The sequence below is a fragment of the Pseudomonas oryzihabitans genome (genome assembly GCF_024652905.1).
Taxonomy (GTDB): Bacteria; Pseudomonadota; Gammaproteobacteria; order Pseudomonadales; family Pseudomonadaceae; genus Chryseomonas; species Chryseomonas benzopyrenica.
Map to the genome: position 1 here is coordinate 1,680,429 of NZ_CP102428.1, position 12,889 is coordinate 1,693,317.

Annotated in this window: 14 protein-coding genes; 5 read left to right on the forward strand and 9 right to left on the reverse strand. The window is 60.1% G+C overall.

All coding sequences use genetic code 11. From position 1 onward, the window contains the following. Nucleotides 1-46: 46 nt before the first annotated feature. The 9 genes from NRG74_RS07780 to NRG74_RS07815 form a co-directional block, all read right to left on the reverse strand. On the reverse strand, nt 47-781 hold the full coding sequence (locus tag NRG74_RS07780) for a transporter substrate-binding domain-containing protein (protein ID WP_017639656.1): 735 nt from the start codon (nt 779-781) through the stop codon (nt 47-49). Between the two features lie 18 nt (nt 782-799). Then, nucleotides 800-2,113, reverse strand: coding sequence for an MFS transporter (locus NRG74_RS07785; RefSeq protein WP_064309047.1), 1,314 nt, complete (start codon nt 2,111-2,113; stop codon nt 800-802). A 63-nt stretch (nt 2,114-2,176) separates the two neighbouring features. Next, a complete protein-coding gene (locus NRG74_RS07790) occupies nt 2,177-3,220 on the reverse strand; it encodes a lactonase family protein (RefSeq protein ID WP_257706212.1) in 1,044 nt (347 codons plus the stop codon). 285 nt (nt 3,221-3,505) lie between these two features. Further along, nucleotides 3,506-3,940, reverse strand: a complete 435-nt coding sequence (locus tag NRG74_RS24465; RefSeq protein WP_367576070.1) for a helix-turn-helix domain-containing protein — start codon at nt 3,938-3,940, stop codon at nt 3,506-3,508. Then, nucleotides 3,859-5,199, reverse strand: coding sequence for a CitMHS family transporter (locus tag NRG74_RS07795; RefSeq protein WP_257706213.1), 1,341 nt, complete (start codon nt 5,197-5,199; stop codon nt 3,859-3,861). Before NRG74_RS07795 ends, NRG74_RS24465 begins: the two co-directional genes overlap by 82 nt. A gap of 69 nt (nt 5,200-5,268) precedes the next feature. Then, nucleotides 5,269-6,012 carry an acetoacetyl-CoA reductase gene (gene phbB / locus NRG74_RS07800; protein WP_257706214.1) on the reverse strand — a complete coding sequence of 248 codons (744 nt, stop codon included), beginning with the start codon at nt 6,010-6,012 and terminating at the stop codon, nt 5,269-5,271. Between the two features lie 135 nt (nt 6,013-6,147). Then, nucleotides 6,148-6,960 (reverse strand): amidohydrolase family protein, encoded by an 813-nt coding sequence (locus tag NRG74_RS07805; RefSeq protein ID WP_257706215.1) that lies wholly within the window; start codon nt 6,958-6,960, stop codon nt 6,148-6,150. A 109-nt stretch (nt 6,961-7,069) separates the two neighbouring features. Continuing rightward, a complete protein-coding gene (locus NRG74_RS07810; protein ID WP_257706216.1) occupies nt 7,070-8,140 on the reverse strand; it encodes an isocitrate/isopropylmalate dehydrogenase family protein in 1,071 nt (356 codons plus the stop codon). Nucleotides 8,141-8,424: 284 nt separating this feature from the next. Next, nucleotides 8,425-9,303, reverse strand: coding sequence for a GntR family transcriptional regulator (locus tag NRG74_RS07815; RefSeq protein ID WP_257706217.1), 879 nt, complete (start codon nt 9,301-9,303; stop codon nt 8,425-8,427). Between the two features lie 303 nt (nt 9,304-9,606). Between NRG74_RS07815 and NRG74_RS07820 the strand changes: the two genes are divergently transcribed. The 5 genes from NRG74_RS07820 to NRG74_RS07840 all read left to right on the forward strand — a co-directional run bounded on the left by NRG74_RS07820 (nt 9,607) and on the right by NRG74_RS07840 (nt 12,812). Continuing rightward, on the forward strand, nt 9,607-10,980 hold the full coding sequence (locus NRG74_RS07820) for an NAD-dependent succinate-semialdehyde dehydrogenase (RefSeq protein ID WP_257706218.1): 1,374 nt from the start codon (nt 9,607-9,609) through the stop codon (nt 10,978-10,980). A 22-nt stretch (nt 10,981-11,002) separates the two neighbouring features. Then, nucleotides 11,003-11,416: a cupin domain-containing protein gene (locus NRG74_RS07825; protein WP_257706219.1), complete on the forward strand. Its 414-nt coding sequence runs from the start codon at nt 11,003-11,005 to the stop codon at nt 11,414-11,416. 67 nt (nt 11,417-11,483) lie between these two features. Then, nucleotides 11,484-11,669: a tautomerase family protein gene (locus NRG74_RS07830; protein WP_231356199.1), complete on the forward strand. Its 186-nt coding sequence runs from the start codon at nt 11,484-11,486 to the stop codon at nt 11,667-11,669. A 23-nt stretch (nt 11,670-11,692) separates the two neighbouring features. Further along, nucleotides 11,693-11,986 carry an antibiotic biosynthesis monooxygenase family protein gene (locus NRG74_RS07835; RefSeq protein ID WP_257706220.1) on the forward strand — a complete coding sequence of 98 codons (294 nt, stop codon included), beginning with the start codon at nt 11,693-11,695 and terminating at the stop codon, nt 11,984-11,986. 58 nt (nt 11,987-12,044) lie between these two features. Further along, the gene (locus tag NRG74_RS07840) at nt 12,045-12,812 is read left to right on the forward strand and encodes an SDR family oxidoreductase (protein WP_257706221.1); all 768 of its coding nucleotides are present in this window, start codon (nt 12,045-12,047) and stop codon (nt 12,810-12,812) included. Nucleotides 12,813-12,889: the final 77 nt, after the last annotated feature.

Sequence of the window (12,889 nt, forward strand, 5' to 3'; positions counted from 1 at the left end):
CTGGACCTGGCTACGGGTACGTGCCCGCAGCCAGGTCCAGCCGATGTCAGGCGTTCAATGCGGGCCCGACCCGTGCCTCGGACTGACCGCTGGCGGCCAGTTCGCGGGCGACGAAGCCATTGCGGATCTGCTCGTCGAGAAAATCCCGGACGAAGGCCGCGCCGGCGCTGCGCCCCTTGGGCACGGCCATGGCCTGACGGATTTCGGTAAAGCTGTCGGCCAGCACCCGATAGCCGGCGTGAGCCCGGGCATAGGCCTCAAGCGGTTGGCGCACGCCGGCGGCGGCGTCCAGGCCCTGATCGACGAACCAGTCCACCGCCGCCGCCGAGGTCGGCGCCCGCACCAGTTCGGCCTGGGTCAGGGTGCGGCTCAGATAGAGGTCGTAGGCGGCGCCCTGCCCCACGGCGATGCGGCGGTCGGCCCGATCCAGCTCGGCCACGCCCTGGGCGGGATCGGCGTCCTGCAGCAGATAGGTGCCCTCGATGATGACGTAGGGATGGCTGAAGTCGATCTGCGCCGCCCGCACCGGTTCGATGGCCAAGAAGGCCAGGTCCCAGGCCTCGTCTTCGAGGGCGGCGAAGACCTTGCCGGCGGCGTCGTAGGTGCTGAACTGCACGGGCACGCCCAGGCGCTCGGCCAGGGCGTGGGCCAGGGCCGCGGAGACCCCGGCCGGCTGGCCATCGGCGCCGCGCTGCGCCAGCACCGGATTGCCGTAGTTGATCGCCGTCCGCAATGCGCCCTGGGGGGCGAGGTCCGCGAGTACCGCTGAGCTGGGGGTCATGGGAGAACTCCTTGGAGGTCAGGTGGTGACCGCGGCGGCGCGAGTGTCGTCGCCACGGTCGAGACGGATCAGCAGGGTCATGATGAAGGCGATCGCCAGCAACGCACTGAGAAACAGCAGGCCCGCCGAGGCGCTCTGGGTATTGCCCTTCACCATGCCGATCATGAAGGGTCCGACAAAGCCGCCCAGGTTGCCAATGGAATTGATCACGGCGATGGATACCGCGGCCGTGGAACGACTGAGAAACAGTGTCGGCAGCGCCCAGAACGGCGACTTGAAGCTGTACAGGCCGGCCAGCGCCAGGCTGATCAAGCCGATCGCCAGGTAAGGATCGTGCACCAGGCCGGCACCCACCAGCGCCACCGCCGCGACCGCCAGCGGAATGGCCGAATGCAGACGCCGTTCGCCATGGCGATCCGAACGCCGCGACCAGGCGATCATCACCAGGGTGGCGACGATGTAGGGGATGGTGGCGATCAAGCCGATCTGAGTGTGGCTCAGCGCGGAGGAGAAGCCCTTGATGATCTGCGGCATCCAATAACCCACGCCCAGGCTGCCGCACTGGTAGACGAAGTAGATGAAGGCCAGATAGAGCACCTTGGGATTGCTCATGGCCTTGAGCGCGCCGAAATGCTTGACGTCCTTGCGCGCCTGGCGATCACGCTCCAGCTCGGCCAGCAGCCAGGCCTTTTCCTCGGTCGTCAGCCAGCGCGCCTGCTCGGGCCGATCGGTGAGGTAGAAATAGCACAGCACGCCGAGGAACACCGCCGGGATACCTTCCAGGAACAGCATCCAGCGCCAGCCACTCCAGCCCAGCCAGTGCACGTTGTCCATGATCCAGGTCGAGAGCGGCGCACCGATGATGTAGGACACCGGGATCGCCGCGGTGAAGAGTGCCACCGTGGTGGCCAGTTCGCGGGAGCGAAACCAGTAGGTCAGGTAGACGATGATGCCGGGAAAGAAACCCGCCTCCGCGACACCTAGCAGGAAGCGCAGGACATAGAGGTGCATGGCGGTCTGGGCGAAGGCCGTGGCCGCGGCGATCACCCCCCAGGTGACCAGGATGCGCGCGATCCATACCCGCGCGCCAAAGCGTTCGAGCAAGAGGTTGCTCGGCACCTCGAACAGGAAGTAGCCGATGAAGAAGATACCCGAGACGAAGCCGAAGACTTCGCTGGACAGCGCCAGCTCGGCGTTCATCTGCAACGCCGCGTAGCCGATGTTGGCCCGATCCAGGTAGGAGACGATGTAGAGCAGGAAGACGAAGGGGATGATGCGCCAGGTCACCTTGCGGATGATGGCCTGCTCCCGGCTCACGGGGGTGGTGTTCATGATGGCCTCACAGGGCCGCGACGAGGCGGCCGATCTTGTTGTTGTAGGATGCGGCGGCGATCTTCAGCGGCTGAAGACCAGGCACACCGGGCTGCCGCAGCGCACCGCCGTGCCGGTGGGTTCGAGGATTCCCCGGGTCTCGTCGACCAGGAAGGTGACGATGCTGTCGCTGTCTTCGTTGAGGGCGAACAACTGGCGGCCATCCGGCGCCAGAGCGAAGGCGCGGGGCGTGCGGCCACCGCTCGCCAGGCTGCCGAGCGGCGTCGGCAGCCCGCTCTGGGGATCCAGCGCGAAGACCATCAGGCTGTCGTGGCCGCGATTGGAGGTGTAGAGCAGACGCCCGCTGCGATCCAGTTCGATGGCCGCCGCCCGGCTGTTGCCGGTGAAGCTGGCTGGCAGCGTCGAGTGGATGGCCAGGGGTTCGAGAACACCGGAGCGGGCATCGAAGGCATAGCTGGTGAGGGTCGAATCCAGCTCGTTGACCACATAGGCCCGCGGCAGGTGCGGATGGCAGACCAGGTGCCGTGGCCCCGCGCCCTCGCGGGTCGCCACCTCGGCCACCGGCACCAGGCGTCCGTCGTGAAAGGCAAAGCTGAAGATCCGGTCCAGTCCCTTGTCCGGCACCAGCACGAAGCGGCCACTGGGGTCGAAGGGATTGCAGTGGGGCTTGGCATGGGGTTGTTCCTGGCGATGCGGCCCGGGTTCGCCCTGCAGCTCCAGCAGCTGGACCAGTGGCTCCAGCCGCCCATCCGCCGCCACTGGCAGGACAGCGAGACTGCGACCGAGGTGATTGCTCACCACCAGGTGGCGATCGTCCGGCGCCAGCGCCAGGTGCACCGGGTTGCGACCGCCGCTGGATTGCTGGTTGAGCAGGGTCAGGCATCCGCTCGAGCGGTCGACGGCGAAGGCGCTGACCGCCTGCTCGTCGCCATGCACCGTATAGAGACGGTCACCCGCCCGATTGAGGATCAGGTAGGACGGATTGATCAGGTCACCGACCACCTGGACGAGCTCCAGCGCGCCTGCGGGCATGACCCGGTAAACGCTGATCCCCTCCCCGCGGGCCTGACGGGCACGGGTGGTTCGGCTGCCGACATAGGCGTACATAGGGCTCTCCTGGCACCGATTGGAAAGGTCCGACGTCCGCGCCATGGCGCCCGTCAGACCCGCTTGCGCCACCTTAGGCAACCCGCTGCCCAGCGAAAATTGACCTTTGGCCAACGCAGCGTTCGCTTCTGGCGAACGCTTGCCGGGTGTTCATAGTTGCGCGCGAAGGTCGGTGCCAAGCGCTAGTCTTGGCGAACGCATAAGGGCTGATGAGAGGGCAGACGACCAATTGCTACACGGTAGTCTCTTGGCGTTGCCTGGCCGGCAAGGTCTTTCCCCGGTATTTCAGCTACGAGCCGCGCGCAGTGTCCTTTCTCGGGCGTCAACGAATCGCATGCGCCAGCGGGAGACCGTTCGCGCCGTGACGCCTATTCGCGCCGCTATATCCACGCCTTTTTCGCCAGCTGAACAAGCAAGGATGATTTGTGCAGCCACCCTCCTCCGACCGGACAGGTGTTGGCTGTTGATGATCGCAACCAGCATCTTTCGCTCAAGCGTCGTCAGGTGGACTTCAGCCGGGGGACGACCTTGCCGTTGACCATTCTGCTTAGCAGACGTGATCCGCCTCCGGGCTTTACCCGGAGACGTTTCCTCTACATCAGCTTCACAATGTCGTATGACCATAGTGCTCCTCAGGATCAACTGTTCGTTGAATAGAGGGGGAATAGGCCGAGCATCATGGAGACCCCCATGAGCAAGAAGCTCAAAGCAAAGGCCCATTTCATGGTGTATCTCTGGTGATCGCTAAACTCCACGCCAGCCAGGCCCACCAGCAGATAGGTAGAGGCTACCAGCGGGCTGAGCAGGTGCACCGGCTGGCCAATGAGCGAAGCCCGACCGATTTCGGCCGCACTGATACCGTAGGCATCAGCAGCCTGCGCGAGCACCGGCAGCACGCCGTAGTAGAAGGCGTCGTTGGACATGAAAAAGGTACCGGGAATGCTCAGCAAGGCGGTGATCGGTGCCAGATAATTGCCCCAGTTGTCTGGCAACGCCCAGAGCAGAGATCCAGACATGGCCTTGACCATGCCTGTGCCAGACAAGATGCCGGCAAAGATGCCCGCCGCGATAAAGATAGCGATCTGGTTCAATGCAGCGGGAGCATGGGCTGCGATACGTCGACGCTGATCATCCATATGACGGTAGTTGATGGTCAGGGCGATGCTGAAGGCGACCATGAATAGGATGGGTAGCGGTAGCAACTCGATGACCAGGCAGGTCATCAGCGCCAGGGTCAGGATGGCGTTGAACCAGAACAGCTTGGGCCGCCGCAGTTCGGCGTTCTCCTCACTCAGGGTCAGCAGATCGGCCATGTCTTCATCCATGCCGGTGGCCCGCAGCGAATTGCTGCCGGGTGCGACCAGCAGACCCAGGCGCCGCCGTTCCTGCAGCCCGAGCCAAAAGGCCAGGGCGAGCACGCCGATGAAGCTAACGATCATCGGGGGAATCAGGGGAATGAACAGCTGGGTGGTCTCCACCTGCAGTGCCGCGGCGACCCGCGCCATGGGCCCGCTCCAGGGAAGCAGGTTAGTAACGCTGGCGGCGAGGATGACCACGCAGGGAAGGATCAGCGGATTCAGCCGCAGCCGGCGGAACAACGGCAGCATGGCGGTCACGGTGATCATGTAGGTGGTGGAGCCGTCGCCGTCCAGAGAGACCATGCCGGCTAGCAGGGTAGCGAAGAGCACTGCCTTGGCGGGATCGCCTTTGATCAGCTTGATGAAGGTGCGGATCACCGGATCGAACAAACCGGTATCAAACATCAGCCCAAAATAGAGGATGGCGAACATCACCATGATGGCAGTGGGTGCCACCTTGCGCAGGCCATCAATCATCATCGGGCCCATGACCGGCGCGAAGCCGCCGATCACTGCGAATAGAATTGGGATGATGGTCAGAGCCACTAGCGGTGGCAGCCGCTTGGTCATGATCAGCGCCATGAAGGTCACGATCATTCCATAGCCGAGCAGAGAGAGCATCGGTATCTCCTGGTGCCAAAGTACAACTGTTGTTGTGGTTGTTGTTGTGGTCCGGTGGCAGTGCGGTGATCAGCTCATGTGCAGACCACCGTTAAGAGAGAAGTCCGCGCCGGTGGCGAAGGCCGACTCTTCAGAGGCAAGCCAGGAGCACATGGAAGCGATCTCTTCCGGGGTACCGAGACGGCGCATGGGAATCTCGTGGACGATGCGATCCATGAGATCGGTTCGAGTCAGGGCCTTGAGACGCGGTGTGGCGATGTAACCAGGCGAGACCGTATTGACCGTGACCCCGCGCGACGCAAGTTCTCGTGCAAGGGCCCGAGTGAAGCCGCGGATGGCCGCCTTGGCGGTGGAATAATTGACCTGGCCGACCTGACCGAGCTGAGCGTTGACCGAAGAGATGTTGATGATCCGGCCCCAGCCGCGCGAAGTCATGCCATCGATCACCTGGCGGGTGACGTTGAACAGCGAGTTCAGGTTGGTATCGATCACCGTCTGCCAGTCACCCGGCTGCATGTCGCGGAACACCACGTTGCAGGCGGTACCGGCGTTGTTGACCAGCACATCGACAGGACCAACCTCGTCGCGAATTTTCGCGAAGGCGGCACGGGTGGATTCCCAATCCGCGACATTGCCCTCAGAGGCGATGAAATCGAAGCCCAACTTGCGCTGCTGCTCCAACCAGTCAGCCTTCATTGGCGAATCCGGGCCGCAGCCCGCGATTACCGTGTAGCCGTCCCGTGCCAGTCGCTGGCAAACGGCGGTACCCAGGCCGCCCATACCGGCGGTAACGAATGCGATACGCTTACTCATCTGGTGCTCCTTGTAGGTGCTTATTGTTCAAACATTTTTTCCAGACATGAGCTCTCCCCTCCTCTGCCAAGAGGACAAATCGCGTTAAGGGAGAGCAAGGCGCGCGCTACCTCTCTAGAGGATTGGCGCGCTTAGCTACACGTTGAAGTGAAACAGCTCGGAAGGCGTATCCCACAGAACTTGCCCTCGAACTGGCGGGTCGCTGAGCCAGCGATCTCTGTCGTCAATCTGCATCTGATAGGTCTGGCTGTCTTCACGTTGGGTAAATGGCCAGTCGCTTGCCCAAACAAGCCGGTGAGCACCGAAGGTCTCTAGGAGGAGAGGCACCGCTGCGTCAGCGAGAGACCTGCTCGTCCGATAAGCTCCCGACAGTTTCAGCCAGAGCAGTTGCGTGTCAGCCAACTTCAGTAATCGTTGAAAGGCTTCACCCGACAAGCCCTCGTCGGCATTGGGCATACCGAAGTGATCGACCACGACACGTGTTCCGCTTTCCAGGAGAGGCTCAACGGTCATTGGAAGACGATCACAACGGTCATTGACTTCGATATGCCAGCGATTTTGCCGACAGAAGTCGAGGATGTCGGGCCATTGACCAGACTTGAAATCCGGCACAGGCAGATTGCCTGTCAGGTTGAGGCGGATCCCGACAGCTCCCGAATCAGCGTATTCAGGTAAGCGATCAATATCCGTGGCTGGATTTATTGCAACGACTCCCCGAAGTCGTCCGTTGCTGCGCTTGAGCGATTCCAGCAGATAGCTGTTGTCAGCCCCGAGAATGCTGATGGCAATGAGAACCGCCTTGTCGACGCCGTGCCTGTCCAATGTCTCGATCAGTCGTTCGTAAAGGACGTCATAGTCAGGCGTAAAGCGGCGGCTATCGATGAACTTCAGACCACGATGAAACACGTGAACATGGGTATCGATAACAGCTTCGCGCGAACCGATCATAAGGATCTTCTCCTACGCGGTTACCGCCGACAGCAGCTCGCGAGAATCGCTGTCGGCTATAAGTAGGCGCCGTTGCCCTGATTTACTGGGAAACGGCAGCCTTTCTGCCTTAGGCGTTAAGCGCTTCGGCGACTGCTTTACCGAAGGCTTCACAACCCAGTCGCCCGCCCAGATCTGCAGTGCGGGTCGCAGGATCCTGAAGAACGCGGTCGACGGCCTGGTCGATGCAAGCAGCTGCTTCCTGGTATTTGGGGCTGCTGCGCTTCTCGCCGAGCCAATGCAGCAGCATTGCAACCGACAGGATCATGGAGGTCGGGTTGGCTTTGTCCTGACCGGCGATATCCGGCGCGGAGCCGTGCTGCGCCTGGGCGCAACAGTGAATGTCACTGGCATTGATGGATCCGGCCAGACCAAGGCTTCCCGACAGCTCGCTGGCCAGGTCGCTCAGGATGTCGCCGTAGAAGTTGGTCGCGACGAGGACATCAAAACGTTCCGGATTGCGCACCAGGTAGGCGGTCGAAGCGTCCACCAGCAGCGTGTCCAGTTGAACCTCTGGGAAGTCCTTGGCGACGTGCTGAACACATTCCAGGAAGAGCCCGTCGGTCATGTGGAAACTGTTGGCTTTATGGATGGCGGTGACCTTGCGGCGGCGTTTCATCGCCAGCTCAAAGGCCTGGCGCGCGATGCGCTCGCTGCAGTGCCGGGTGATCTTGCGGATGGACAGTGCCATGTCCGGCGAAGGCATGACCTCACCCCAACCGCGGCTCATGTTGCGGTCTGCATAGAATCCTTCGGTCGCCTCGCGCATGATCACCAGATCCATGGTGCGACCCTCTTTCATATTCGAAGCGAGGAAGGATCGGGTACGGGCAGGTCGGACGTTGGCATAAAGATCCATGCCAACCCGGAAGCCGGCCGAGACGTTACGTCCGCCTTTCTCGGGCGCCGGATAATCCGCGTGCGACTGGGTCCCAAGAATGATGCCGTCATAGCCACGAGCCTTTTCAAGGGTCTCGTCACGCAGCGTCGTGCCGTACTTTTCCAGGCTGGTGAAGCCCACATCGTCGTAGTCGAAGGCCAAGTCAAGGCCAAATTGGGCGTTGGCTGCATCCAGCACAGCGATGGACGCTTGAACGATTTCAGGGCCGATGCCATCGCCAGGCAGAACCAGAATGCGCATTGTTTTTCTCCGTAAGTAGGTCTGGGCACGATCGCCGTTCAGAGTTCACCTGGTCGAGGCGACAGATCTGGCAACAGCGTGTGGTGGTATTTTATTCCATCAAAAAACACTCAATGCAAGCGTTATCGAAATACACACGCACACTGAGGCGCCGCTCCGGTCAGGGAACGGGCTTGAAAGGCAGACTGGTTGGGTGCTGGAAGGCCTATATGCCTATCCAAAGAAATAGCTATGGTCGAGTAATCGCGGGGGAGTTACCGCTCGCCGAGCGCGAGCAGCAGGGATCACGCCTGCAGGAAATTCTGCTTTTCCCTGGCAGCGGTAGTCAGGTGAGTCGTCATGAAGGCCGCGGCCTCCTGAATCTCTCCAGCGAGCAGGAGATCGATGAGTAGCAGATGCTCTTTGCACCGCCTGAGCGTTTGCTCGCGATCTACCGCCTTCTGATACTCCATCAGTCTCCGAATACGATTCAATCGACGCAGGGAATCGAAGATGAAGGCATTCCCTGAGCAACTGGCGATCGTTTCATGAAGGCGTGTATTCGCATCGAATATCTCGGCTGGTGACGCCTCGAAAACGCGGCCGTTGGCCAAGAGCTCCTGCTCTTCTCGGCAGATCGACAGTCTGAACGCATCCACCTTGAACGTTGGCTCCAGAATACCCGCCGGCTCGATCAGCAGCCGAAAACGGTAACTCTGGGCGTAGGCCGCAGGCGAGGTCATGCCCTCGACGAACTCCCAACCATACCCTGGTAGCCGCTCCGCCCACCCCTCCTGGACACACCGACGCAGGATGTCTGCCAGCTGCGACCTTGTGACCTGATAGCGCCGCATGAGCTCATTCTCGGTCACTTTGAGTGGCAGCTGATCCTCCAACCGGTCCTTGGCGATTTCGAGATAGATACGCTCCGTATTCGAGACCTCCTCTTGGGCTTGAGGAGTGGCGGCCAGGGCTGCAGATGCAACGACGTACCCGCCTTCCGGGTGCGCGGCAAGCAGGTTCTGAGTGGCCATTGCCTTGAGTGCGCTCCGCACAGGAGACCTGGAAACGCGAAGCCGCTCCGCAAGCGCGCGTTCGGGTAATCGAGTGCCTACCTCAAGGTTATGGGAACTGATGTACGTCAGGATGTTGGGAATGAGCTGAGAGACCAGCGACGTGCTCATGGCGCAGACAATTTCGCAGTGAAAGTGCGGATGCTACCACGCACTCACCGAACTGACGGCGCGCCTTAGCCCGACGATCCGCCGACAGCGCACCTTGCACTCTCTAAAATCATCGTGGTATATCATTTACACGAAATACCCACGGCGATAATCTGCTGGGGTGAAGGCTCTCAAGCGCCGGTGTTGAAACCGGACCCATACCCTTCCCCTTTAGGTGTTCGTGCGGCGAAACGACGTTGAGCGTTCCCTCCCGCGCCATTCCGATCTGTTCAAAGACCGCCCCTTAGCGAGCTGGAGCTCCAAATGACAATAACCTCGATTAATCCCGCCACTAACCAGGCGTTGGCCACCTACGAGCTGCACACGGCTGAGCAAGTCGAACAAGCGCTGGCAGGCGCGGCTGAAGCGCAAAAATCGTGGGCCACCCGTCCCATCGAAGAGCGGTGTTCCCTACTGATCAAGCTTGCCGCTGTGTTGCGTGCGAATCGTGACGAATACGCGCTGCTGATCACCCGGGAAATGGGTAAGCCGATCGTCGAAGCCGAGGGGGAGATCGAGAAGTCCGCGGTGACCTGCGAATTCTACGCACGCCAGGCTCCGGTCTATTTGGCGGACAGCACCGTCGAAACCAACGCTGCAGATAGCCGAGTGGTTTTTGATCCGCTGGGCGTCGTCTTGGCCGTCATGCCCTGGAACTATCCGTTCTGGCAGTTTATCCGTTTCGCTGCGCCTGCGCTGGCTGCGGGTAACGGGGCGATCCTGAAGCACGCGAACAACGTACCGGGTTGCGCACTCGCACTGGAAAAGGCATTTGCTGAGGCCGGCCTGCCGGATGGTCTGGTGGCAACGCTGCTGATCGATGCATCCAAGGTGGCCGGCGTTCTGGCGGATGACCGGATTGCGGCAGTTACTCTCACCGGCTCCACTGCCGTAGGTAAGCTCGTCGCAGCCCAAGCCGGCAGCGTGATGAAGAAGCAGGTACTTGAACTCGGTGGCTCGGATCCCTTCATCGTTCTGAAAGACGCTGATATTGAGCTGGCTGCGAAAAACGCTGTGAAGGCGCGCTTCTCCAACACCGGACAAAGCTGCATTTCAGCCAAGCGCTTCATCGTCGAGGATGCTGTTGCAGACCAGTTCGTTGATGCCTTCGTAGCTGGGGTAAAGGCGTTGAAAGTGGGCGACCCGGAAGCTCGCGACACGCAAATTGGTCCGCTTGCGCGGGCCAATCTTCGGGACGACCTCCACTCGCAGGTACAGCGATCCCTGGAACAGGGTGCCAAGCTCCTCACCGGCGGTAACGCGGTTCACGGCGCTGGCTTCTATTACCAGCCCACCGTATTGGATTTCGTCCATCCCTCCATGGTCGCGGCTTGCGAAGAGACCTTTGGCCCTGCTGCGGCCGTGATTCGCGTTAAAGATGAGGACGAAGCCATTCAGGTCGCCAACGCCACCGAATTTGGCCTCGGCGCTGCCCTTTGGACCGGCGACGTGAACAAGGGTCAACGCTTGGCGCGCCGCATCGAAGCCGGCGCCGTATTCATAAACGCCTTGGTGGCTTCCGATCCCCGCGTACCCTTCGGTGGCATCAAGCAGTCCGGCTATGGCCGCGAACTGGGTGATTCCGGTATCCGCGAATTCACCAACATTAAAACGGTTTGGCAAGGCCCCAATCAATAAACCAGAACAAGAGACTGCCCCAATGATCAAGACTGAATCGGATGCCTGGCTGCTCAAGCCGGAAGTTATCCAAAAGCATGACAGAGGCGGTGGCGCTTCGACCACTCCCCTCGTAACGAAGGGACTTGGTGCCAGTCGCTTCATCAACGGCTTTACCGAGTTTGCCGGGGGAGCCAAGATTCCCTTCCATTTCCATAACTGCGAAGAGAGCGTGATGCTCATCGAAGGTCATGCGATTTTTGATATCGACGGCCAGGAATTCGATATTAAACCGCAGGACGTGACCTTCATCCCTGCCGGCGTCCCTCATCGCTTTCGCAATGCGTCGGAAACTGAACCCATGAAGATCCTCTGGATTTATGGATCTGCCGACGCCACGCGCACGCTCGTCGAAACAGGCGAAACCCGTTCCATCGCCGCGGAACACAAGACCTGAACCCAAAATAGAAACGTTCTCCACGACCGTGGAGAACGTCAGCAACTTATATCAGCGGATAAAGATCATGCCCGAGATCGTTGTTTATGCCGTTCAAGGCCGCACCCATGAGCAGAAAAAAATGCTGATGCAGAAAATCACCGAAGCCGTCGTGGAAAGTTTCAATGTGCCCACTGACAAGGTGGTGGTCCAAATCGTCGAATCAGACCCGAATAACAAGTCGCGCGGTGGCGTGTTGTATAGCGAACGCTAAATTTATTTCGCTGGAGTCGAGCAATGATTATTGAAGTGGCGGACATCGAGGTTGCTGCCGAGCGGCAAGAAGAGTTCGCGAAAGCCATCGTTCGGGGGGTTGAGACGGTGATTTCTAAAGCGGACGGTTACCAAGGCTATCAGGTCTTGCACGGCATCGAGTCGCCTGGCCGTTTCTTGCTACAGATCAAATGGAAAACGCTGGAAAACCATACCGTGGATTTCCGTCAGTCCGAAGCCTTTTCGGAATGGCGAAGCATCGTTGGTCCGTTCTTCCTGCGCCCACCGATTGTCGAACACTTTTCAGTTATTTCATAAAAGATCAAGCGCCGGTATCGGCGCTTGACGCCAGCGTCTATCAGGAGGGATCCCCTCGATGAGCGCGTTACAGAAAATTGCCTTGGTCACCGGCGCCGGCAGCGGGATCGGTAAGGCAGCAGCCTTGGCCCTGGCCAAGGACGGCTATACCGTTATTTTGGCGGGCCGACGTGAAGAACGACTAATAGCCGTGGCTGAAGAGATTAGGTCGAAAGACCGCAATCATCCTTCGGCAGTGACTGCGGTCGTTGATGTTGGCGATTCGGAAGCCGTGAAGGGCCTGTTCCTTGATATCCAAGAGCGCTTCGGCAGGCTGGATCTGCTTTTCAACAATGCCGGTCGCGGCAACCCTCCAGGCGCATTCATCGACTGGGACGCGAGCCAATGGCGCGAGGTCGTCGATACCAACCTCAATGGCATGTTTTTCTGCCTGCAACAAGCCTTTCGAATGATGCGGGACCAGCATCCTCAGGGTGGCCGGATCATCAATAACGGTTCTCTAGCTGCGTATTCTCCAAGGCCCAATTCGATCGCCTACACCGCGACCAAGCATGCTGTCACTGGCCTTACCAAGGCCGCGTCCCTTGACGGCAGAGCTTTCAGCATCGCAGTCGGTCAGATTGATGTTGGCAATGCCATGAGCGAGCTCGCATCGAGAATGGCTGCAGGCGTCCCTCAGGCAAACGGTGAGCTCAAAGCCGAACCGCTCATTGATGCGAGCCTAGTTGGTCAAGCCGTTGTATACATGGCTAGCTTGCCATTGGAAGCCAATACCCTCTTTCACACCATCATGGCTACCAATATGCCATTTGTGGGTCGAGGCTAAACTAGGGCTTCAATCGTCCAGCGCCCTAGCTAATTACGCGACCGTAGTGAAGCCTTTGCACGCGCTTTCCGGATAGC